Raw genomic sequence first — 22,175 nt, forward strand, 5'->3', positions numbered from 1 at the left:
GGGTTTTGAGAACGATTGCAACAGCGTTTTATTTGCCGCCGTGCAATGTCAGATTGTTCAGATCCCGCAAATAGGTGTCACCCCAGTTTGCGATATCATTTTTAGTCAGCACAGCCATCATGTCGTTATACCGCGCCTGACGTTCGGCCAGCGGCATGGTCAGGGCTTTATCCAGCGCCGCCGCCACGTCATCACGGTCATAAGGATTGACAATCAGCGCCGAGGTGAGTTCATTCGCCGCGCCGGCGAATTGCGAAAGTACCAGTACGCCGGGGTCAGCCGGATCCTGCGCCGCGACATACTCTTTCGCCACCAGATTCATGCCGTCACGCAGCGGCGTCACCAGCCCGACGTCGGTCAGACGGAACAATTTCATCAGCAGACTGCGCTGGAAATGCTGGTTGAGATAGAACAGCGGCGTCTGATTCATGCTGCCGTATTTACCGTTGATGCGTCCGACTTCGGTTTCCAGCTGATGACGCAGTTCCTGATAGGCCTGCACATCGCCACGTGACGTCGGGGCAATCTGGGTATAACGCACCTTGCCGCGATGCTGCGGGAATTTTTCCAGCAACGCTTCAAAGGCCAGAAAACGCTCCGGCAGCCCTTTGGTGTAATCGAGGCGCTCGCAGGAAATAATATTCTGCGCTTCACGCAGTTCGCGTTCAATGGCGGCCATTTTCGGCGGCAGCGGCCCTTCCGCCATCTCTTTAATACTCTCTGGCGCAATACTGATCGGATACACGCCGGTGGCAAAGGTATTGCCGAAAGCCTGATGGGTGCCGGAACCGGTTTGTTCCAGCGCGGTAAGCTGGCTCAGATTATCGAGAAACGCCTGACGATCGCTTTCGGTCTGGAAACCGAGCAGGTCGTATTCGCTCATCATTTTGATCAGCTCATCATGCGTCGGCACCGCATTGAAAATTTCCGGCGTCGGGAACGGAATATGCAGGAAGAAACCGATGCGATTTTTCACGCCCAGCTTGCGTAATGCGGCAGCAAACGGCAGCAGGTGGTAGTCGTGAATCCACAGAATGTCGTCTTCTTTAATCAGCGGCTGCAATCTTCTCGCCAGCAGGTCGTTAACGCGGCAGTAGCCGTCCCAGGCTTCACGCTGGAAATCGACTAAGTCAATGCGGTAATGAAGCGCGGGCCAGAGGACGGCATTGGAAAACTGGCAGTAATACAGGTCGTAATCGTTCTGATCCAGCGGAACAGAAGCGTACGTGATGCCGTCATCTTCAACCAGACTCAGCTCATCTTCGTCATCTTCGCCGGAAATTTCGCTGATTTCGCCATTCCAGCCAAACCACAGACCGGAGGTGTTTTTCAGTGCGTCAAGGATCCCAACGGCCAGCCCGCCTGCGGACTTCGACCCGTCAGGAATAGCGATACGGTTAGATACAACAACCAGGCGGCTCATGAGTGTGACTCCTTTGTATGTGTGTTTGTATGAGTAGTAGATGAAGATAATGCGGCGTGACGTTGTAACGTGCCCAGCCATTGATAAACATCGCGAACGTGTTTAACACGGTATTTCGCCAGACTTAAACCTTCGCCAACCTTTACGGAAATTCCGCTCAGCGCGTTGACGACTTCAAACCCTTTCTCATCGGTCAGATCGTCACCGACAAATACCGGCAGGCGTCCGGCAAACGGGGGTTGTTGCATAAAATCATAAATCGCCGCGCCTTTGTCTTTGCCGCGGGGCTTAATTTCAATTACGCATTTCCCCGGCTGAAGAACCAGCTCCGGGTGTTTTGCTACCACAGATTCTGCCAGTTCGAGCACGTGCTGCTGATGAAGCATGGCCTGACGGTAATGCAGTGCGAAGGCCATCCCTTTCACTTCCAGTAAGGTGCCTGGCAGCTTTTCCATACCGGCAGCGAGCGTCTGTTCAACGTCTTTCGCCATCTGCGCCGGTAACGTCACGCGGTGAAACTGCCCTTCGCCGTCACGCATTTCTGCACCGTGAACACCGGCTGCTGGCAGAATTAACGGTGCAACCAGCTGGTCCAGTTGTTCAACCGGACGGCCTGAAATCAGCGCCAGTGCGCCGGAGGAAGCGGTAAATAACGCCTGTAAATGCTGACGGACTTCGGGCGGAATGGACACGGCATCGGGCTCATCGCGGATTTCGGCGAGCGTGCCATCGACATCGAAAAAGAAGGCGTATTGTTGACTGTCCGGGTGCGGAAGTAGCGGTGTTTCGGTGGTATTTACCTGAATTTCTGAGGTCAAGGTCATTCTCCTGCTGATAAGTTACGACACAACGCGTCATTGCGCTGAAAACCCTCGGGCGTTTTCTTATTTTGTAATAGTTGTATCTGATACCTTGTTCACGATTAACTATTAATCGATGAACTATTTCGCTCTGAACTATTTCATCACAAGCTATTTCGCGATGAACAATTTCGAATTAACAAATATAGTCTCTTATCAGCGCACCGCCGGGATAATCAGATTTATCCACAAGCCCGCCGGTGCAGGGTATTCTCAGAAAATCCCGATAAACGTGACGATGTCACTCATGCGTTTGCCCGGCTTTCATCAGTTACGATTTCGTCATCGCTCAGACGGTCAATCACCGGATAGGCGACGGCGGCAATGTGATGATGCACACGCCGGTAATCACGCAGCACGCGCTGGAAAATATCACCGGATTCCGCCCAGGCATTTTTATCGTCACGCAGCTTTCTGAAGTGCTCGCGGCTGGCAGTCGCCTCTATCTGACGTACCACCTCTTTACGCGCCACCAGCTGATGCGCTGCCGCCAGATCCTCGCCAAGAAATGCGGTGATGGCCAGACGCAGACTCACCAGGATTTCCGCGTGCAGCAGGCCGATATTGTGCAGCTCGAATGCGCTGAACTGCTCGCCACGGCGTCCGCGACGCGTTGCCAGCTGCGTCAGGCTGCTGGACAGAATGTCGCCCGCGTGCTCGATATTAATGACAAACATCAGGATTTCCTGCGCCCGGTCGGCATCTGAATCGCTCAGCCCTTCCTGCCCGATATCCGCCAGATAGGCGCGGATCGCCGCACTCAGTCCGTCGAGTGACTGATCGGCCTGCCGGATTTTGCCTGCTTTCAGCGGATCGGGAGCGGCAAACAGCGCACGCAGGCGATCGAGCATAACGTTCAGCATGTCCGCAACCCGCAGTGATTCGCGCACGGAATTGGACAGCCCGATGTAGGCAATATCCAGCCCGGCCTCATCGAGATACATCGGCATACCCGGATCCGCCGGGCGCGGTTCTTCCGGGAAAAACCGCTCCAGTGCGCGCGCCAGCGGACCGGTCAGCCCGATAAAGATAATGGCCAGCACGGCGCTGAACGCGGTATGAAACATCACCACCAACTGCGGTGTGGTCAGTTCGAAAGCGGCGGCCAGTTTGCCGAGCAGCGGCATCAGCGCCAGAGCCACCACACATCCCGCACCGCGCACCAGCAAATTACCAGCTGGCAGACGACGAGCCACGGCCGAACCCGCGTTCAGTAACGGCGGCAGCGCCCCGCCGATATTTGCACCCAGAACCAGCACCATCGCGGTAACAGGTGTCATCACGCCAGTGGCAGCAAGCGAGGCAATCAGCAAAATCACCGCCACGCTGGAGTGACAAACCAGCGTGAGAATAATGGCAACCATCAGCGCAATCAGCGTGTCGCCTTCCAGCCCCTGCATCACCGCATGAAATACCGGCGTGGTTTCGATATGTCCCAGCGTGGCGCTGAGCATCCCGAGCGCCAGCAACATCTGGCCGAGGCCTATCAGCGCGCAGCCCGCACTTTCAAAACCCGAATGGTCACGAAGTTTAAACACCACAAATCCGCTCAGAATCAGCAAGGGAACGGCAATTTCGGTGTTGAAACTCATCAGTTGAACCACCAGCGTCGACCCGACATTCGCGCCGAGCATAACCGCCAGCGCCGGTGCCAGACTCAGCGTTCCGGCGGCGGTAAATGAAGTCGCCATCAGGCTCACTGCCGTGCTGCTTTGCAACAGGCCGGTAATGGCGACGCCAGCAAGCAGCGCCATCCAGCGGTTAGTGAGATGCCGCCCCATCCAGTGACGCAGCGGCGTACCAAATCCGCGTTGCAGCGCGGTTGAAATCATATGAGAACCCCACAGCAGCAGCGCGATGGCGCCTGCCAGATGGACAAGCAGTGTGGTTCCGGATTGAGTTGTCATAATCATTGTCATTCCCCTTTTTCAGGGTTTTTTTTGTGGTGTGAAAACCGTTACGAAAAGCAAGGTCACGATAAAAGCCGGTACAGCCATGGTGATGCTCCTGTCACCGGATAACGCGCAGATGAAACCGCAGTCTGTTATTTTCAGACAGCAGAAACCCTTCACCTTATTTCAGTGATCGGTATTTAATTATTTTCGCGCAGAATTCCCCGCCGTTTATTTTCCTTTAATTAAAAAGTTAATAAACAGAGTGAAATCGATTATGTGTCTTTTATTGATGCATAACTGACGCTGGAATTTTATTAAAGAAACAATAAAACGATCAAAGCCGTCAGACATGTGTCAAGACGATGTTCAGCGCAGCGAAATGCTGACGTTGAATCAGTGAAAGGAAATCCGACTATGTGGATCTTCGCTGTCAGAAACGATACAGCGTTGTTCCAGCTGACCGGTGACAGGACTGACCCTCCACGTGGTAACGCGGTGATTAAGTCTGTTGATTTTAGAGGAAAAAATAGATGATGCATCTTTCTTGCGGGCAGCCAACATCCTGTCACGAGACGGGCGGACACGCAAAGTGGATGTCATTGTTTTGACATCAGAAAAAAGGGTAGATTTGAAATTCATAATACACCTCGGGACCGTGACATTCAGGTTGAGGCGGGATTACACGAGAGCATCAGGCTCTGGCGAGGCGCACCCAAACGGTGAAATGATCACAATCGATTTTATGTTTACTGTTCCGGCACGCTATATCAGCGTCATCCGGCAAGCTACTGGTTACAGTGTCCATTAGTCTCTTATGTAAAGTTAATAAAGGCCGCTACTTGCGGCTCGTGCAATTTACCCATGCGCTATATTATTGTCAACCCGAAAACATTTATTGATATGTTTCGTTTATATTTCAGTGAAGAAATAGCCGGACAGCATTCGCTGACCGGCTGACAGATGTCTCACCCGAATGTGATAACATCAGAAGTTATATTGTATCCCTAACCTGAAACGCGTTTGTCTTTCGTCAGTGGTTTTCCGCACAGACACATTACCGATTTGCGCATAAGGCGTCCATTGCTTATTAATATTGTAAGCGACTTTCAGATCCTGCTCATAATCCCATTTATCATTGTCGTAAAGAATTTGGTCGCTGTTTTTATATATATAATTATATTCAAATCGCCAGTCAGCAATCCGATAACCTAACCAGATTTCACCACGATTAGTTTTACGGTCTTCGGTATTTTCTTTGGTATAACGGGTATATTCATAACGATAACGGGCATTGAAATAGATCCCGCTGTCGAACGTATATCCTGCGGTTAAAAAAGGTTTATAGATGCTGCTGTCAGAACTGGATTCCAGCGTGAAACCAGGCTGGATAAACACCTTAGGGGTGATCTTATACTGATAGCTTATGGTGCTTTCAGTGCCGTTATCCACCAGATTATTAAAGGGTTTGTTCGGGTTGTCACCGCCGGACTTCCATTTGGCTTCCAGCGAGAAACCAAACCCGTTAGCGAAACGGTGCGATACCATCGCGCGGTCTTTATGCTGTTTACTGTCATCCAGCCATTCATGGCGAAGATCAATCGTCACGGCATGACTGCTGGCGCTGGCCAGCAGTAAGCCGCAGAGTATCAGTCTGCACTTTTTCATTATTTATAAATCCCAGAGATATTGAGTAATATTATTTTATTTAAAATGAGTATTGCTTTTTAACTGCGCTGCAATCACTTTTTCTTCAGAAAGTCAGCGTAATTAAATCCGCCGTCAGAAAGACGGGTTATCGGATCCGGCAGCCGCAAAGAAATAAAATCTCCGGGCTGAATTTCTTTATTCAGTTTATTCACCGTTTTGTGGCCGGTATAAAAATAATTGCTGTCGTCCACATTGCCGGTCACGGCATCGTCATATTTACCGGGCAAGGTGCGCAGGGAAAAATTGTCTTTGAAGATGCCCTGCTTGTCCGCCGTGGTGTAAGGCGACGGGCGGAACAGGAAGTTGAAGCGTTTGTTGTCCAGCGCGCGGTTGTTTTCAACCACCAGCGCACCGGGGTTGAAATTATCGGTGAAACCGTCCATGCCGTTTTCGACCGCCACGCTGTTACGGATGATGTGTGCGACAGGCAATCCTTCACCGCCCAGTTTAAAACCGTTGCTGCCGTTGTGAACCGACAGACTGTTTTCAATCGTCACGCTGCCGTTCGGGCCGTCCTCAATTTTGTTGAACAGGTCAAAGCCATCGTCAACATTGTCATGCGAATAGCAGTTCACCAGCCGGTTACCCTCTCCGACGCGCATTTTAACCGCGAAGCCGTCAGCATTTTTGCGTCCCGGATCCTGATTCCCCCAGGATTCTGAATTACTGATCAGGTTATGGCTTGCCCACAGCGCACGGCCAATGCCGTCCGGCGAGGCGACCCAGATGCCGGTATCATCTGCATGATGGGCTTTCACGCGGTCAATATGATTGTAGCTGCCGGCAATGTGGAAGCTTTTCTGCGTGACGGTAATGTCCCGTATATTCCAGAAGCTCGCATCGAGCTTCAGCCCGTTAAACACCACGTTGTTGCCCTGCGCACGCAGCGTTTTGCGATTCTGTTCCGTGCCGCTGGCCGTTGCCGGTATCACGCCCGCCGGATATTCCCCCTCTGCCAGCCACAAGGTGCCGCCTGGCGCTAACAGATTAACAGCACTGGCGAAATCCAGCGGATGTTGCGAGGAACCGTCGTTACCGGCCTCGCCCTGCGGGGACACGTGCAATTCATCAGGGTTGCTGACCAGTGCCATTTTGAGCGGGAATTCCAGCGTGACCGGTGTGCCGTCATCCGGCGTAAAAATTATCTGTAATGGCGTGACAGGCTGCTGTGCGTGGAATGGCGCGGTCACCACTTCGCCGCCGCGAACGGCGGTCTGGCGCAGTAAAGGTTTGCCATCCTGATTAATCTGCAACTGACCGTCACCGTTGGTGCGCAACTGAATCACGCTGTCACGCCGGGTGATCAGTGGCGATGACATGACTTCGATACGCGCGTTAAGTGACGGCGTCACGTAAGGTGCGGAAGGTTGGGTATGCGCTTCATCCAGCGTCAGTCTGGCGTGACTGACGGTGATGCTGGCATTGCGGGAAGCAAAAAAACCGACGTAATAGCCGGTTTTATCCAGCTGCGTCACACGGTCAGCGCCTGCAACGGACTGGCTGATCCACTTGTCGCTGCCCTGTGGCGCGTAAGCGACATCAAAACTATTATCCGTGCGGGTCAGGCGTAATGTGAAATGCGCAGGCGTGGTCAGCGGGTGATAACTCTCACGCACGATGCTGATCCCGGTATTTCCCCACGGTTGCTGCACGCCCTGACGGGCAATCAGCGCCAGAACCGGCGGTTTATCGCCGGTAGCCATTACGCTGTTCATCACCATATTTGATGCAGCCGGTAATTCTTCAATGCCGGGTTTGGTCACGGGTTCACGAGGCGTACCCAGAATATCGCGCACCAGTAATCCTGCCCCTTCCTGCCCTGCCGGTTTTGCGCCGTTTTCCGGCCCGAACTGGTTGAGGGTAAAATCGGCCTCAAGACGGAAATTCACGTCAGCCGGTAATTTCGTATAGAAGTAGGTTAAGCCATCATGACTGTTACCGACCTTGCCGCCGCGGCTTTCCAGCGTAAACGGCGTGCTGAGCAACGTGCCGGCGGCCGGCACCGGTTTACCGTCAGCAAGCCGGGTTTCGTTCATGCCGATTTTTTGTGGCAAAACGTTGGTGGCAAAATTGACGTCAGTAGACTGACCAAACGTGATGCTGTGCCAGACCAGTTTGCTGGCGTCAGGCAATGCAGCGGCGAGGCTTTGTGCGCACATCCCGAGGGACAGCGCGGCAATAACAAATTTTGATGCCCGCATAATCGTTCTTATCCTAAAAACGTGAGGGGTCGCTGGCCGGTTTGCCCGGCCAGTCGGTGAAGTAAGAAATGCAGAGTTAAATCAGGGTTTACGGTTTTTGCGTGGCGCTGACCATCGGTTTGGCCGCGTCCAGTTCAACGGCGGGAGTGTCGAAGATTTTGCGGCAGACTTTGCTGTTGCCCCAGCATTCTTCATACGGATAGCCGATCAGTTCTTCCATCACTGCGCGAACTTCCGGCTGAACGTCGGTGATCGCGCCGCCGGCTTTGATACGCGCCACTTCACCCAGAACCACTAAGTGTGTTTTGCGGTTAAGCTTCATCTGGTGGCTGAATACCATCGCCATCAGTGCCAGTGCTATCACGCCGATGCAGAACACCAGCGCAATCGCCGTTACCGCGCTTTCAGGCTGCGTATGGGATTTAGACTGGAAGCCGTAGAAGCTTAAAATCGCGCCCATCACGAAGACGATCACCGAGCGCATCAGCTTGCCGGAGAAGGTCATCGCACCGGCGTAAATCCCTTCACGGCGGCGGCCGGTAAAGGCTTCATCAATATCAGCCAGGAAGGTGTAAATGGTCCACGGAATGTAATACACACCACCGGTGCCAATCCCAAACACCACAGTGATCGTCAGCATCGCCACGGTCGCGTACTGTTGCGGCAGATGCAGTAAGTGCAGCAGGCTGTAGCATACAACCGAGAATACAACGATGCCGAGCGCCAGAATATAAGGTTTGCTGAAGCCGTGCTTCACGCAAATTCCGATGAAAATGGCGGTGGAGAACAACTGCAGAATCGAGTTCAGACTGCTCAGCCCGGCCACCATCGTCGGATCATATTGCAGCACAAAGATGATGAAATACGTGAACACCGAGGCGAACAGCCATTCCGCGCCGAACCCGCACAAATACATGCCGAGATGCTTGCGGAATACGCGCAGGTGAAACGTGGATTTCATGTCCCGCACCAGCGTCAACATGGTTTTGCCCAGCGTCATTTTCTTCTCATCCACCGGCGTGGTTTCTTCCACCGGACGTTCCCAGGAAGATAAATATAAGAGGCCGATGGCGATAAACAGAATGACGCCGTAAGTCAGTGCGGTGAAGAAGAACGGCTCAGCGGAATCTTTGCCGTAAATCAGGATGAACTGACCCGGAATAAAGGCCGCCAGGAAGTTCGCCACTTTGCCGAAAATCGCTTTGTAGCCGGTCAGTTTAGAGCGGGCTGAGAAATCAGTGGTCATTTCGGTGGCCAGTGTTTCGTAAGGCACCATCACCGAAGTGTAAATCAGTTCGAACAGCACGTAGGTGGAAAGGTAATACCAGAAACCGAAGCCTTCGACCCATAACAACGGGTAGAACATCATCAGCGGTACACCGAGCAGAATGAAGAAACGACGACGCCCGAAGCGTTTGCCAAGGCGCGTTTTGCCAAAGTTATCAGAAAGATAACCCATCAGTGGATTACTGATAGCATCAATGATACTGGCGACAGAGAAGATTGCTGAAGCCTGCAACAACGTCAGGCCGCAAAACGTGGTGTAGAAGTACAGCAACCAGATACCGGCGATTGCCAGCGCCCCGCTGCCCAGTAAGTTCCCGCCGCCATAGGCCAGCTGGTGTCTGAAAAGAATTGGTTTTTCTGCGTTCATAGTCGTCCCGCCCGGAGAATGATTATAAAATTGAACCGCTGTTTCGATTTTATGGATATGGCGTTTTATATAGGCGAGGCGAATGAATAGATGTGAATTAGTTCACATTTGACACAGGAGTGTACGAATGAGCGGTCAGTTTTGAGATACGTGTAACAATATCATTCATAATTAATACACAATTTGCGCGACTATTGGGAATGAATTGGTTTTAATTCGAATGATTAGATAACTATGACTTATGAAACCGTGGCTTAAGCAAAGTGCAGATAAGAATTTCTTAAGGGAATTTTCCGTGAAGGTCGTGCATCTGGCGGGCGTTATCGGGGCTATGTCGTGCAAGACCAGGCAGAAAGGCCATTCCCTGGCCCTGTTGCCTGCTACAGCGAGTCATAATTCTGAGGACGTTGCTGTCAGCTTTTCAGCAGCGACGCGGTGCTTTCATGCAGTTCATCGAGCAGCGTGTAACGTTTGCGGTATTCGGAACGTTTCTTACTGGCAATCTCTTCCATCGGTTTGCGCGGCAATTCCAGCGGGACGTCATACAGTGCCGAGGAATACGGCGTCGCGCTGATGGAATCCCAGAATTCGTTATAACTGGCGACAAACACATTTTTCTTGCGGTGACGGTAGCGCAGGCTGCGGAAAACGTGGCCGGTATCGCTCACGGCCAGAATGCGCTGAACGCCAGTCTCCGCCGCGACGCGTTGCAGGCTTTCCAGCAGCAGGCGTTTTGGGAAAAGCCCGTAACAGGATTTCGTCGCCTGTTTAATGACTTCATGTGGCGTCGAGCGGTGTGCGCCCTGGAATCCCCCGACGATCATCGTCGGCCCTTCCGAGCGCTGCACAATGCTGAAGGTCAGCGCCGCCAGCAAGGTGTCTTCCATAAACAGGAACATATTGGCTTCGCCTTCGCGCTCGGATTTACCGATGGAACCCAGTACCACGCGAAAAGCTTCCCCATCTTTACCGGTGAACTGCGTCACGGTGTTCCCCTTTTCGCTGAGGAAAGTGTTACGCATTTGCACGTTTTCGAGGCTTTTGACGAAATCGTAGTGATCCACCAGCGCATCCGCACGACCGGCAGAAGGCAGGCCAAGATGCAGATAGGGTTTGTGGATTTTGCTCGGCAGTTTGGTTTGAATGCTGAATGCTTCCTGCCAGACGGGTTCACTGGCCATTTTATTGAGCACTTTCAGGGTATCAAGCGGGTGCAGCAAGGTACGCACAGCGTATTTCACACGGAACATCCGGTCACGCCACAGATTATCAGGCACGCACGCGCCGCTCAGCAGATCCATAAACAAGCTGAATCCGCTGCTTTTTTTGATTGTTTCTTCAACGCCGATTTGTCCGGAGGAAAATGTGCCGTTGAGGGATTCGGTTTCGTTAAGGGGTGAGTGTTCCATGATCGGTTTCCGCTGCCTGAAAAAATCACGGTATCACCCGATTTTTAAACATCTTTACAACGTAGAATTAAAGAGAACGCAATGCAGGTGGGAAAATGAAGCGCGTTTAGCTGTTGTTTACATATTCCTGACATTAACCTCTTTCTGCCTCCTGATTGTGCGAAGCGTCGGAGAGTACATAAGGCTTTCCGCGGATAGATACTAAATGTCTGAAAATTGTCTTTTTTACAGGGACTGCTAATTGTCAGACCTCTTGCACAGGCATAACGTATACCCCTCAATACATAAAGGGATTTGATTATGTCCGTACCAGCTTATTTATGGTTATACGATTCAAACGGTGTATTAATCCAGGGAGGTTCTGAGATTTTAGGTCGTGAAGGCGCGATTGAAATACAGAGTTTCACACACGGTCTTTCCGTTCCTTTCGATGGGAATACCGGGCGGTTAATGTCTACTCGTGTCCATCAAACGATGGGGCTTGTCAAAGAGTTTGATAAATCTACGCCTTATCTTTACCGCGCAGTAGCTACCAGCGAGAAGCTACAAAAAGCAGTCGTTAAATGGTATCGGATTAACGCGGCCGGAATGGAAGAGGAATATTTAAATATGACAATGGAAGGTGTTCGTCTTCTTAATATCAATCCGCATATGCATAATTTTAAACATGCTGAGGGACAGGCCAGCATTCCTACCGAGTCCATTGGTCTCGGGTATCATAAAATCACCTGGTTGTACCTCGATGGACATATCAGTTTTACCGATGAATGGAATTCCAGCTTGTACGCATAACAGGGAACACAGGGATGATTTCGTGCAAAGTGGATTTCAATCGTCTTTATGAAGGCGGAAAAATCGCAAAACTTTATTGTGCTGGTGTGGGGGTCTTTCCTGTATTTTCAGGCTTATTCCCGCACACAAACAGAATAGGTTGTGGAGGTAATGAAAATGGGCCAATTCCGACGGGTAAATACTGGATTGTTAACCGCCCCAGAGGGGGAGTGAGGTCGAGATTAAAGGAGTACGAAAAGCATATTCGCACCGGTAATGATTACTCATCTTGGTTTGCCCTGTATCGACAAGATGGCTTGATAGATGATTCAACTTATATCGGTGAGACCTTGCGCAGAAGTTTCCGTTTGCATCCATTGCGTCCGGATGGTACCGGCGTATCAGATGGGTGTTTAACATTCATGCATCATGCCGATTTTGACACGCTCAGAAGCGCGTTGTTGAATTCGCACACTATAGACATTCCAATCATACATCTGAAGGCATATGGAGAAATCGAAGTTACGGGGGATATGAATGCGCCATGCCTTATTCTGTAAGATAGCGGTGCGGCTGGCGCTTTTTATTTTTATAGATTACTACCTGTTGTCGCCCTTTCCCGGCTGGCTGATTGATTATGAATACATCAAATCGATAGCCATCGCGGATTATTTTGATCAACTGATGAAGCCAGATTACGGAGAGCCGCCGTGGCCTGGATTGCAGGATGATATTTTTGTCGTGCTCTTGTCTGTTACTGGATTGATCCCTACCCTGTTAATAATGGTTATTATTGAAGCAATAGTGAAAGCAGTTCAGAGGAGTATTAAACGTAAAAAGTTAAATTAAACCCGGTCAATGCCGGGTTATTTATTTATGAATACAAAAACATGAATAGAATAAATTAGCGCATGACTATTTATTCTCTACAAATTCAAATGCCAGTCGCAGTTGTTCGGCGTCAGGGTGTCCGGGCAACAGATGAATGGATTCTCCGGCCTGTAATGTGCGTTCAATCAGGCGCGACATCTGCCGTTCATCGTGAATATCCACCTGCAATTGCGCCAGACTGACCGGCAAATCCAGCACTTTGTACAGTGCGGTTAACTGCTGAACTACTTGCGGCTGATTGAGCAACGCGCTTTGCACCAGAATGCCATACGCCACTTTCGTGCCGTGCAGAAACGCATCGGTTTGCGGCAATGCGGTCAGGCCGTTGTGGACCGAATGCGCCGCCGCGATACGCGTATAACGGTCGCCAAGCCCGCCGACTAATCCCCCGCCCGCGATAATCGCGTCCAGAACGTTAAGGAACGACTGCGTCAGCTGATTATCATCCTGCGCCTGCAACGCCGCTTCGCTTTCATTGAGCAACACATCCCGAATGGTCAGCGCAGTATTCAGGCCGAGCTGAACGGTTAAGGGCAGTTTTTCCGGCTGCGGGCTGAGCACCACGGCTTCGTACCATTTCGCCAGCGTATCGCCGATACCGGCCAGCAGATATTCCTTGGGCGCACGCAGAATAATGCGTGGCTCGACCAAAACCAGATGGTTAGCGTCGTTAAAGATTTCATAACGCAGCGCCTGCCCCTCATCGTTGTACCAGACAGAAAGCGGCGTCCAGGCGGCACAGGTCGCGGCAATGGTCGGAATAGCGACAACCGGCAATCCCAGACGTCGCGCCACGACTTTCGCAGTATCCAGCACTGCACCGCCGCCAATGCCGATCACTACCTGACGGTCATTCCCGCCAATATCCGCAATACGCTGCACTTCGGTTTCGCTGCAATGCGCTTTAAACAGAACCCGCCTGGCCTGCGAAGCGGTAAAGGCTTCCGGCAGGAAATCCTGCGCAGCCACTAAGGCACGCTCGCCGTAAATCCACAGCGCGTTATCCAGTTGCGCCGGTGTGTAGAAGTCGCTCAGCCGTTCGATAGCGCCGGGGAACGAAAAATAGCTGGCGGGGCCGGTGACCACGCGGATATCTGTCTCACTCATGGGGAAATCCTTAATTTAGAAGCTGTTATCATCCTACGCCCGGACATCCGGATGGCTAATAATCTTTGGCATTAACTTATGCCTTTTCGTTCGTTGCCATTCATTCGCGGGTCATCAAAACTCGGGCAATCAATTCATTAACTCAATATAAGAGCCTGTACAAGGCCTGTCATGAATTGTCCTCCCGTTAAAATGATGATTAACCACACAGGGTAATAACCATGAAACTGTTTTCCTCGTCGTTACTGGCGTTAAGTTTGCTCTCCGTTTTCCCTTCTTTTGCCGCCGGCACTGCGCCTGTACCGAAAGCCATCAGCGATCATAAAGGGCCGGTACGCATTGCGGTGATCCGCAATCTGGGCTCAGACGACAACACTACGCAGTTTGTCTCCGGCGCAATTCAGGAAGGCCGCAAGCTGGGCTTTCAGGTGAATACATTTCTCAGTAACGGCGATGACGCCAAATTCCAGGACTTTGTAAATCAGGCGATCAGCCAGAAATACGATGGCATTATTTTGTCGCAAGGGCGCGATCCCTATTCCACCGAACTGCTCAAACGCATCACCGCCAGCGGCATTGCCGTTTCAGTGTTTGATACGGCGGTCAACGGCGACATTCCCGGTGTGACCGTCACCCAGCAGGACGATGCGTCGCTCACCGATCTTTCCGTCGGTCAGCTGATCAAAGATTTCAACGGCAAAGCCAATATCGTCAAACTTTGGGTCGCCGGTTTCCCGCCAATGGAACGTCGTCAGGACGCGTATAAAAAAATCTTAGCCGCCAATCCGGGCATTCATGAGCTGGAATCCGTCGGCGCGGTGTCTTCTGACGTTCAGGGAGATACCGCAAATAAAGTCGGCGCGCTGCTGGCGAAATACCCGAAAGGCAAAATCGATGCTATCTGGGGAACCTGGGATGCGTTCAGTCAGGGCGCGTACAAAGCCCTGCAGGAGAATGGCCGTACCGAAATCAAACTCTACAGCATTGATATTTCCAATCAGGATATTGGTTTGATGCGCGAAGCCAACAGCCCGTGGAAAGTCAGCGTGGCGGTCGATCCGAAACTGATTGGGGCGATCAACCTGCGTCTGGTTGCTAATAAAATTGCCGGTGAGAAAACGCCTGCCAGCTATGAATTCAAAGCCGCAGCCATTCCGCAGGCGCTGCTGGTCAGCAATCCTGACGCGGTAAATGTCGCGTCGCTGGCGAAGGTGATCCCAGGCTGGGGTAAATCCGATGATTTTATTGCGCCGTGGTTCGCCACGCTTGAAGCGCAGCACAAAAAATAAGGCCTGAAGATGACTACACATTCTCTCCCCACGCCGGAATACAGCCGCAATATGCGGCTGATCGGCCACAGCGATCAGGGCGGAAAACCTGACGGCGTGCAGGTCATGGTTCACCGTGGTTATGCCTATATCGGTCATATGGTGTCGCAGGGCTTTTCCATTGTGGATGTCCGCGACCCTAAAAATCCGCGCCCTGCCGGTTTTGTCGCTGCGCCTCCGGGTACCTGGAACGTGCATTTACAGGCGCACGACGATTTACTGCTGGTGATCAACGCGCGGGATTTGTTCGCCGACGTGCGTTTTGCCGATGAAAAAGTCTATTACACCCGCTCCGTCAGCGAGACAGTGCAAGGCACGCAACAGCGTGGCTGGAGTGCCGGTGTGCGTATCTTTGATATTTCGCTGCCCGATCAGCCAAAAGAGATCGGCTTTCTCGGGCTGGAAGGGATCGGTGTGCATCGTATCTGGTACGTCGGCGGGCGCTGGGCGTATGTGTCCGCGCTGATTGACGGCTACAGCGATTACATTTTCCTGACCATTGATCTGGCCGACCCGCGCAATCCTCAGGTTGCCGGTCGCTGGTGGTTGCCCGGAATGCACACCGCTGGCGGTGAAACGCCGGACTGGCCGGAAGGTAAACGCTACGCGTTGCATCACGCGATCATCAGCGGTGATACCGCCTATGCCAGCTGGCGCGACGGCGGCCTGACACTGCTGGATATCAAAGACCGCAGCGCGCCGCAGCTGATTTCACACCGTAACTGGAGCCCGCCATTTGGCGGCGGCACGCATACCGCTCTGCCGTTGCCGGACCGGGAGCTGCTGGTCGTGCTCGATGAAGCGGTGCTGGATAATCAGGAAGATGGCGAGAAGCTGATCTGGGTATTTGATGTGCGCGAGCCGTCGAATCCGGTGAGTATTTCGACTTTCCCGCAACCGGAGGAACGGGATTACGTCAGCAAGGGCGCGCATTTCGGGCCGCATAATCTGCATGAAAACAGGCCCGGTAGCTTTGTCAGTTCGACGCTGATTTTCGCCACCTATCAGAATGCCGGAGTGCGTGCGTACGACATCAGCAATCCGTATCAGCCAAAAGAAACCGGTGCGCTGGTGCCCGCGGCACCAGCAAGCATGATGGATAAACGTCCGGGCAGGCCGCAGGTGATTCAATCCTGCGACGTGTTTGTCGATGCTCAAGGCATTATCTACAGCACCGACTACAACGGTGGTTTATCAATCATCGAATATCTTGGCTGACGCCCTGCCCGCGCCTGGCTTAGTGGATTGAATCTATTTCGCTTCAGGTGCGGGCGTTTTTGCTTTTGCCGCCAGCTTTTTTCCCGGACTGAGTACCAGCCACACCGCCACGCAGATCAGTATTCCGCCCGCGAAGAAGCCTTCAGACAGCGTTTCATTGAGTAACAGATAACCCCACAAAATGCCGAACGGCGGTATCAGAAATGTTACTGTCATGCTGCGCAGCGGGCCGATGTCGGCAATGAGCCGGAAATACAGGATATACGCCCACGCGGTACAGATAAGGCCGACCGCCAGCACGCACAGCCAGACCAGCGGCTGCGCCCAATGGACCGGCGCTTCGGTCGCCGATGCGTAAAGGAAGAACGGCAACAGGAACAGCGTGGCACCCAGCTGGCTGCCAGTGGCGACCAGTTTTGGATCTAATCCGCCGCGTTCTGTTATCCAGCGACGGGTCAGGAAACCGGCCACCGCATAGCAACCGGTCGCCACCAGACACGCGATCACGCCCGCCAGCAGTTGCGGTACCGACTCTGCGCTGCCCGTTGTGGTTAGCAAGGTGATGCCGAATAAACCTGTCAGCACGCCGAGCGCCTTTTTAAGCGTCACTGCCTCGTTGAAGAACAATCCGCCCATCACCACGCCCATCAGCGGCGTGGTCGCGTTGAGGATCGCCGAATAACCCGCCGGTAACCAGCGTGCCGCCAGACAATACATCAGGAACGGCAAACCGGAGTTGATCACCCCGAGCAGCAGCGAACTGCCAAATTTTTGCTGGTAATCACGCGGCGTTCGCATTACGGCAAGGATAACGACCAGTCCGATAAACCCAAACAGTACGCGCAAAAACGCAGTATTGATGGCACCGAATGCCGGTGCCGCCACCCGCATAAACAGAAAACTACCCCCCCAGATCGCCGCCAGCAGTAACAGACGGCAAAAATCACCCGCTTTCATTCACATCCCCTATTGAATATTGGCTATTGCCTTGTTTTAGTAATGGAATTATCAACGTTAAAATCGTGTTAATCAGTGTAGTGAATACGCTGGCGAATGAATCCGCTTTTTCTTGCTTTTATATTCTGAACAGGACGCTTTCATGACTGATTTTTCGCAGGCTGATTTTGATGTTCGTGTGGAATGGGGCGCGCCAGCCATGGAGCATCTGGCGGCAGAAGCGGACTGTATTGTCATTATCGACGTGATGTCGTTTTCCACCTGCGTGAGTGTGGCCGGTGAACGCGGCGGCATGATCTTCCCGTATCCCTGGAAAGACGCCAGTGCGCAGCAATTTGCCGCAGATAATAATGCCGAATGTGCGCAGTTTGACCGGTGTTTTCAGGGGCAGGGTTTCACCCTTTCTCCCTGCTCCTTGCTGAACATGACAGCGGGAACGCGGCTGGTGCTGCCTTCGCCGAACGGATCCGCGCTGACTTTTAAAGCCAAAGCGCACAAGGCGGCGATTTTCACCGCCTGTTTTCGCAATGTGACCGCGACCGCCCGCGCGTGTGAAAATTATCGCCAGATTTTGATCGTACCCGCCGGTGAAAAGTGGCCGGACAACTCACTGCGTCCGGCACTTGAAGATTTTGCCGCCGCCGGCGGGCTGGTTTCGCGCCTTTCGCACCGTCGTTTATCTGCTGAAGCCCGCGCTGCCTGTGCTGTTTATCAACATCTGACACGGGCAGAACTTGAAGGCTGTGGTTCAGCGCGTGAGCTGAACCGTCGTGGATTTGCCGCCGATATCGCACTTTGTCTGGAGGAAGATGTCAGCGATTTTGCCTGCCAGTTACAGGGCGGGTTCTTCACTGCGCTCCGATGACATGAAATCGCTCTTTTTGATCCTCATGCGATCTATAACCCAGCCAAAGGTGTGTGATAGGTTTAATACTTATCATCTATCTTTTGCTGCGTTCTGCAGCGATGCTGTTTTTCCGGGACAGAAGACAATGAGCCACACTAAATCGGATGCGTCAGAACATCCGCAGGGAGAAACCGCTGCCAGTAACGGGATCTCCGTTATTGCTTTATTGGTTGCGGCTGCTTTCTTTATGGAGTTTATCGACGGTACGGTGATTGCCACCGCGCTGCCGCAAATGGCGATTTCTTTCGGCGTATCAGCGGTCGATCTTAATGCCGGGATGAGTGCGTATATGCTGACGCTGGCGGTACTTATCCCCGCCAGTGGCTGGGCGGCAGAACGTTTTGGTGCCCGCAACGTATTCACCTTTGCCCTCGCGGTCTTTACGCTGGCTTCGCTGTTTTGTGCCATGGCGACCAGCGTCAGTGAATTTATCATTCTGCGTATTATTCAGGGTATTGGCGGTGCGCTGATGGTGCCGGTCGGGCGTCTCACGGTGCTGAAAACTACGCCAAAACCACAGTTAATCAAAGCTATCGCCACGCTGACCTGGCCTGCGCTGGTGGCGCCGATCCTCGGGCCGCCGCTCGGTGGGTTCATTACCCATTACGCCTCATGGCACTGGATTTTCTATATCAATGTGCCGCTCGGAATTATTGCGATGATGCTGGCGTGGCGTCTGTTTCCTCAGGCACCTTCCGATGAACCCAAACATTTCGACAAACCGGGGTTCCTGCTCACCGGGCTGGCGATGCTTTCGCTGGTCACCGGTCTGGAGCTGATCAGTCAGGATCATATTTTGTGGACTACCGCCGGGCTGTTGCTGGTCGCAGGTGTGGTGCTTTCGGTGCTGGCTGTCCGTCATCTTTACCGCGACCCCGCGCCGATGGTGCATCCGGGGGCGATGGTGATCCCGACATTTCGTATCAGTATGGGCGGCGGTTCGTTGTTTCGCGTGACCATCAGCGCGGTGCCGTTCCTTTTGCCGCTGATGTTACAGGTCGGATTTGGTATGGATCCGTTCCATGCCGGTTTACTGGTGCTGGCGGTGTTTGCCGGTAATCTGGCGATGAAACCGGCGACCACGCCGCTGATCCGCCGTTTCGGCTTCCGTCCGGTGCTGGTGGTGAATGGCCTGCTGAGCGTTTTCTCATTGCTGTTCTGCGCGTTTCTGACGCCGGGCACGCCGGACTGGCTGGTGATGTTATTGCTGTTTCTCGGCGGCCTTAGCCGTTCAATGCAGTTTACCGGCATCAGTACGCTGGCCTTTTCTGATGTGCCTGCAAAACAAATGGCCGATGCTAATACGCTGTTCAGCACGGTGCTGCAACTGTCGGTCGGGCTTGGGATCACGGTCGGTGCGCTCGGTACGCGCCTGGGTGAACAACTGGTGGATATGCTGCACTGGGAGTCTGTTCCCGGCATGAGTTTCAAAGTGGCCTTTATTGTTATCGCGGTGCTGACCCTGATTGGCTGGCTGGATATGTTGCGCCTGAAACCGGATGCCGGTTCATCTGTATCGGGCAAAAAGTAAATCGCTGCTCTATGCTGAGTCTTGTTAATTAACCCCTTTGGGAGTTCCCGATGTTCACAGGATTAAGTGCTTTTCCTCTCACCCCGCTGACGGATAAAGGCATTGATGAGAAATCTTTTGTCAGGCTAATGTCGCGTCTGGTGATTGCGGGTGTGGATTCCATCGGCGCACTGGGCTCGACGGGCAGTTATGCTTATCTGAAACACAGTGAGCGTGACCGCGTTGCCCGGCTGGCGGTAGAACACGCTGAGGGTATTCCCGTGATGGTCAGTATCGGTTCAGTGCGTACCTCTGACGTGCTGCACCTTGCGGAAGATGCCCAGCGGGCGGGTGTGAGTGCTGTATTACTGGCACCTGTGTCGTATCAGAAACTCACCAGTGATGAAGTCTTCATGTTGTATGAAACGGTGACCCGTCATCTTTCGGTGCCGTTGTGCGTTTACGATAATCCGGCCACAACGCATTTTGATTTCACCGATGAACTTTACGGGCGTATCGCGCAACTGCCGCATGTTGCCAGTATCAAAATCCCCGGGTTATCTGCTGACCCTGTTGCCACGCAAAAACGTCTGGCGGCGCTTCGTCCGTTGGTTCCGGCGCATGTGACGCTCGGCGCAGCGGGTGATCTGGCTGCTGCCACGGTTCTGACACAGGGCGGCGATGTCTGGTATTCGGTTATTGCCGGATTGTTCCCGGAAATTCCGGTGGCCATCACACGTGCAGCACAAAACGGGGATACTCAGACTGCTCAGGCTTTATCGGCACAACTTGAACCGTTATGGGAAATGTTCCGCCAGCACGGAAGCCTGCGCGTTGTCGCTGCCGCAGCGGAAATTCTCGGCCTGGTTTCTGCCCCATGTCTGCCGTTACCGCTTCAGTCTGTTACCGGTGATCAACGCCAGCGACTGGAACGTGTTATTGAAGCGCTTAATTTGCGAGCCTGATAATATCGGCGGAAATATTTCCGCCGATATTTATTTCATCTGCGCAGCAGGTGAGAGTGATTTATTTTATAAATAGATGGCATTGCTATTATTCATCATGTTTATTAAGCTCTGCCACATAGAAAGTTCCTCTTTTTGCCTTTCACCCTGTGTTAGACTGGGTTGCCTAAAAATGAAGTCTCAACTTTCGTCGATGTGATTATTTAAAAATAAGGATATTTATGCTGACACAGGTAAAAAATAGGCATCAGTCCAAAGATGACCTCTTTCTTCAAAGACTTAAAAACAAACAACTCGCGAAACTCACCCGGACAATAAAAAATACCAGCCATACGTACGAGTTTCAAAATAAGTTGGCGCACGATCGTAATTTCAATAACATAGAGAAAACCGTTCAGGAGTCCTGGGCTGCTGCTGTTATTCTGAGGAATGCCAATGTCTTCGGCGAAACGGTTTATAAACTCTGTGGTAAGTTAAAGAGCATATGGTCAGAAAGTAATAACTCTGAGGCGTTTGCTTTTTTTAAAAAGAAAGTTGAAGAAGATGTTGATATCGATGGTCAGTTTGCAAGGATATCCAGACAGGATATCACCTCTGTTCTGTTGTCTGCAGAATATTCAGCAGAAATGTTCGTCAGAAAAATACAGTTACTTAAATCGATGGGGACGTTTATCATTGATCATGCGATTCATGATGCGGATAAATATGCGTTTCTGTTTAAAAATAATGCCTCACCGGTGGAAAAAATAAAACAAAGGAACAGGCCGGACAGTCTGTTCACTGTCAGGGGGCGCAGCGGCGTGCTATCGAAAACTTATCGTGAAGACATCGGTATTCTTGATAAAGCCACCTTCGATCAGCTTGACCCAAAACTGCAAAAAATATTAACCATTAACGGACTGACGAAAATCCGGCCGCTTTTTCGTACCCGGATCAGTCACAAACTGGCTGATGGCAGTCGCGCATTTGTGGAACGTCAGTTTGACCGCGATAACCCTTTGCTCGCCTCTATCTCCGGCAGTACCGCAGACATATTTATTGCAGCAGAAATTCTTGACGATAAACTGAGCCAGTCTCAGCTTGATCAGCTAACCCTTTCCGCTATCGCCCTGATTGTCGGGGGCGGCTATCACGCTATGCACGAAGTCATTAATATCCGTTCACCACACCTTAATGTTATCGCCAGCATTGAAAGCCAGATGCGGCTAAAAAATTGTAGCGCAGAATTGCAGGAATATATCGCGGCTTTACATGATGCTTGTGACCGGCTCAGATAATTTATTCACCCGCTTTTTTTGCCGGCAGCGTCCTGCACAGTGAGGATGCTGCCGCTTTTACGTCATGGCTTCGACAGTCACCCTTTTTGTGGATT

General features: G+C 52.2%; 18 protein-coding genes. 9 read left to right on the forward strand and 9 right to left on the reverse strand.

Annotation, left to right across the window (positions count from 1 at the left end; translation table 11 throughout):
* Positions 1 to 28: 28 nt before the first annotated feature.
* The 7 genes from otsA to CKQ54_RS23805 all read right to left on the reverse strand — a co-directional run bounded on the left by otsA (position 29) and on the right by CKQ54_RS23805 (position 11,149).
* Positions 29 to 1,423, reverse strand: coding sequence for an alpha,alpha-trehalose-phosphate synthase (otsA, locus tag CKQ54_RS23770; protein WP_120163601.1), 1,395 nt, complete (start codon positions 1,421 to 1,423; stop codon positions 29 to 31).
* Positions 1,420 to 2,247, reverse strand: a complete 828-nt coding sequence (otsB, locus tag CKQ54_RS23775; RefSeq protein WP_120163600.1) for a trehalose-phosphatase — start codon at positions 2,245 to 2,247, stop codon at positions 1,420 to 1,422. The genes otsA and otsB overlap by 4 nt, the downstream gene beginning before the upstream one ends.
* A 281-nt stretch (positions 2,248 to 2,528) precedes the next feature.
* Positions 2,529 to 4,196 carry a Na/Pi cotransporter family protein gene (locus CKQ54_RS23780; RefSeq protein WP_244220289.1) on the reverse strand — a complete coding sequence of 556 codons (1,668 nt, stop codon included), beginning with the start codon at positions 4,194 to 4,196 and terminating at the stop codon, positions 2,529 to 2,531.
* Positions 4,197 to 5,162: 966 nt separating this feature from the next.
* Positions 5,163 to 5,843, reverse strand: coding sequence for an oligogalacturonate-specific porin KdgM family protein (locus tag CKQ54_RS23790; protein WP_120163598.1), 681 nt, complete (start codon positions 5,841 to 5,843; stop codon positions 5,163 to 5,165).
* 74 nt (positions 5,844 to 5,917) lie between these two features.
* Positions 5,918 to 8,086, reverse strand: a complete 2,169-nt coding sequence (locus CKQ54_RS23795) for a right-handed parallel beta-helix repeat-containing protein (protein WP_120163597.1) — start codon at positions 8,084 to 8,086, stop codon at positions 5,918 to 5,920.
* Between the two features lie 88 nt (positions 8,087 to 8,174).
* Positions 8,175 to 9,740, reverse strand: a complete 1,566-nt coding sequence (locus tag CKQ54_RS23800) for an MFS transporter (RefSeq protein WP_120163596.1) — start codon at positions 9,738 to 9,740, stop codon at positions 8,175 to 8,177.
* Positions 9,741 to 10,153: 413 nt separating this feature from the next.
* Entirely contained in the window at positions 10,154 to 11,149 is a 996-nt protein-coding gene (locus CKQ54_RS23805; protein ID WP_120163595.1) for a VirK/YbjX family protein, read from the reverse strand.
* Positions 11,150 to 11,449: 300 nt separating this feature from the next.
* Between CKQ54_RS23805 and CKQ54_RS23810 the strand changes: the two genes are divergently transcribed.
* Genes CKQ54_RS23810 through CKQ54_RS23820 form a run of 3 tightly spaced genes read left to right on the forward strand, consistent with a single transcriptional unit; the run spans position 11,450 to position 12,769 of the window.
* Positions 11,450 to 11,941, forward strand: coding sequence for an Hcp family type VI secretion system effector (locus CKQ54_RS23810; protein ID WP_113878181.1), 492 nt, complete (start codon positions 11,450 to 11,452; stop codon positions 11,939 to 11,941).
* 14 nt (positions 11,942 to 11,955) lie between these two features.
* Positions 11,956 to 12,480, forward strand: a complete 525-nt coding sequence (locus tag CKQ54_RS23815; RefSeq protein ID WP_113878180.1) for a DUF2778 domain-containing protein — start codon at positions 11,956 to 11,958, stop codon at positions 12,478 to 12,480.
* Positions 12,458 to 12,769, forward strand: coding sequence for a hypothetical protein (locus tag CKQ54_RS23820; RefSeq protein ID WP_120163594.1), 312 nt, complete (start codon positions 12,458 to 12,460; stop codon positions 12,767 to 12,769). Before CKQ54_RS23815 ends, CKQ54_RS23820 begins: the two co-directional genes overlap by 23 nt.
* 66 nt (positions 12,770 to 12,835) lie before the next feature.
* On the opposite strand, the gene CKQ54_RS23825 is transcribed toward CKQ54_RS23820, so the two are convergent.
* Positions 12,836 to 13,918 (reverse strand): oxidoreductase, encoded by a 1,083-nt coding sequence (locus tag CKQ54_RS23825; RefSeq protein ID WP_120163593.1) that lies wholly within the window; start codon positions 13,916 to 13,918, stop codon positions 12,836 to 12,838.
* 221 nt (positions 13,919 to 14,139) lie between these two features.
* Between CKQ54_RS23825 and CKQ54_RS23830 the strand changes: the two genes are divergently transcribed.
* Positions 14,140 to 15,207: a sugar ABC transporter substrate-binding protein gene (locus CKQ54_RS23830; RefSeq protein WP_120163592.1), complete on the forward strand. Its 1,068-nt coding sequence runs from the start codon at positions 14,140 to 14,142 to the stop codon at positions 15,205 to 15,207.
* A 9-nt stretch (positions 15,208 to 15,216) separates the two neighbouring features.
* Positions 15,217 to 16,464: an LVIVD repeat-containing protein gene (locus CKQ54_RS23835; RefSeq protein ID WP_120163591.1), complete on the forward strand. Its 1,248-nt coding sequence runs from the start codon at positions 15,217 to 15,219 to the stop codon at positions 16,462 to 16,464.
* A gap of 33 nt (positions 16,465 to 16,497) precedes the next feature.
* Here CKQ54_RS23835 and CKQ54_RS23840 read toward each other — a convergent pair whose 3' ends face one another.
* A complete protein-coding gene (locus CKQ54_RS23840; RefSeq protein WP_120163590.1) occupies positions 16,498 to 17,421 on the reverse strand; it encodes a DMT family transporter in 924 nt (307 codons plus the stop codon).
* Positions 17,422 to 17,563: 142 nt separating this feature from the next.
* Between CKQ54_RS23840 and CKQ54_RS23845 the strand changes: the two genes are divergently transcribed.
* From CKQ54_RS23845 to CKQ54_RS23860, 4 genes are all read left to right on the forward strand, one after another.
* Complete coding sequence (locus tag CKQ54_RS23845) at positions 17,564 to 18,286, forward strand: 2-phosphosulfolactate phosphatase (protein ID WP_120163589.1); 723 nt, start codon at positions 17,564 to 17,566, stop codon at positions 18,284 to 18,286.
* A gap of 127 nt (positions 18,287 to 18,413) precedes the next feature.
* Complete coding sequence (locus tag CKQ54_RS23850; RefSeq protein WP_120163588.1) at positions 18,414 to 19,859, forward strand: MFS transporter; 1,446 nt, start codon at positions 18,414 to 18,416, stop codon at positions 19,857 to 19,859.
* A gap of 50 nt (positions 19,860 to 19,909) precedes the next feature.
* Complete coding sequence (locus CKQ54_RS23855; RefSeq protein ID WP_120163587.1) at positions 19,910 to 20,803, forward strand: dihydrodipicolinate synthase family protein; 894 nt, start codon at positions 19,910 to 19,912, stop codon at positions 20,801 to 20,803.
* Between the two features lie 221 nt (positions 20,804 to 21,024).
* Positions 21,025 to 22,080 carry a hypothetical protein gene (locus CKQ54_RS23860; RefSeq protein ID WP_120163586.1) on the forward strand — a complete coding sequence of 352 codons (1,056 nt, stop codon included), beginning with the start codon at positions 21,025 to 21,027 and terminating at the stop codon, positions 22,078 to 22,080.
* Positions 22,081 to 22,175 lie beyond the last annotated feature (95 nt).

This window comes from Rahnella variigena (assembly GCF_003610915.1).
Lineage (GTDB): Bacteria > Pseudomonadota > Gammaproteobacteria > Enterobacterales > Enterobacteriaceae > Rahnella > Rahnella variigena.

Excerpts from the sequence above, each read along its gene's own strand:
- otsA (WP_120163601.1), bottom strand. The coding sequence starts at position 1,423 with ATGAGCCGCCTGGTTGTTGTATCTAACCGTATCGCTATTCCTGACGGG.
- otsB (WP_120163600.1), bottom strand. The coding sequence starts at position 2,247 with ATGACCTTGACCTCAGAAATTCAGGTAAATACCACCGAAACACCGCTA.
- CKQ54_RS23780 (WP_244220289.1), bottom strand. The coding sequence starts at position 4,196 with ATGATTATGACAACTCAATCCGGAACCACACTGCTTGTCCATCTGGCA.
- CKQ54_RS23790 (WP_120163598.1), bottom strand. The coding sequence starts at position 5,843 with ATGAAAAAGTGCAGACTGATACTCTGCGGCTTACTGCTGGCCAGCGCC.
- CKQ54_RS23795 (WP_120163597.1), bottom strand. The coding sequence starts at position 8,086 with ATGCGGGCATCAAAATTTGTTATTGCCGCGCTGTCCCTCGGGATGTGC.
- CKQ54_RS23800 (WP_120163596.1), bottom strand. The coding sequence starts at position 9,740 with ATGAACGCAGAAAAACCAATTCTTTTCAGACACCAGCTGGCCTATGGC.
- CKQ54_RS23805 (WP_120163595.1), bottom strand. The coding sequence starts at position 11,149 with ATGGAACACTCACCCCTTAACGAAACCGAATCCCTCAACGGCACATTT.
- CKQ54_RS23810 (WP_113878181.1), top strand. The coding sequence starts at position 11,450 with ATGTCCGTACCAGCTTATTTATGGTTATACGATTCAAACGGTGTATTA.
- CKQ54_RS23815 (WP_113878180.1), top strand. The coding sequence starts at position 11,956 with ATGATTTCGTGCAAAGTGGATTTCAATCGTCTTTATGAAGGCGGAAAA.
- CKQ54_RS23820 (WP_120163594.1), top strand. The coding sequence starts at position 12,458 with ATGCGCCATGCCTTATTCTGTAAGATAGCGGTGCGGCTGGCGCTTTTT.
- CKQ54_RS23825 (WP_120163593.1), bottom strand. The coding sequence starts at position 13,918 with ATGAGTGAGACAGATATCCGCGTGGTCACCGGCCCCGCCAGCTATTTT.
- CKQ54_RS23830 (WP_120163592.1), top strand. The coding sequence starts at position 14,140 with ATGAAACTGTTTTCCTCGTCGTTACTGGCGTTAAGTTTGCTCTCCGTT.
- CKQ54_RS23835 (WP_120163591.1), top strand. The coding sequence starts at position 15,217 with ATGACTACACATTCTCTCCCCACGCCGGAATACAGCCGCAATATGCGG.
- CKQ54_RS23840 (WP_120163590.1), bottom strand. The coding sequence starts at position 17,421 with ATGAAAGCGGGTGATTTTTGCCGTCTGTTACTGCTGGCGGCGATCTGG.
- CKQ54_RS23845 (WP_120163589.1), top strand. The coding sequence starts at position 17,564 with ATGACTGATTTTTCGCAGGCTGATTTTGATGTTCGTGTGGAATGGGGC.
- CKQ54_RS23850 (WP_120163588.1), top strand. The coding sequence starts at position 18,414 with ATGAGCCACACTAAATCGGATGCGTCAGAACATCCGCAGGGAGAAACC.
- CKQ54_RS23855 (WP_120163587.1), top strand. The coding sequence starts at position 19,910 with ATGTTCACAGGATTAAGTGCTTTTCCTCTCACCCCGCTGACGGATAAA.
- CKQ54_RS23860 (WP_120163586.1), top strand. The coding sequence starts at position 21,025 with ATGCTGACACAGGTAAAAAATAGGCATCAGTCCAAAGATGACCTCTTT.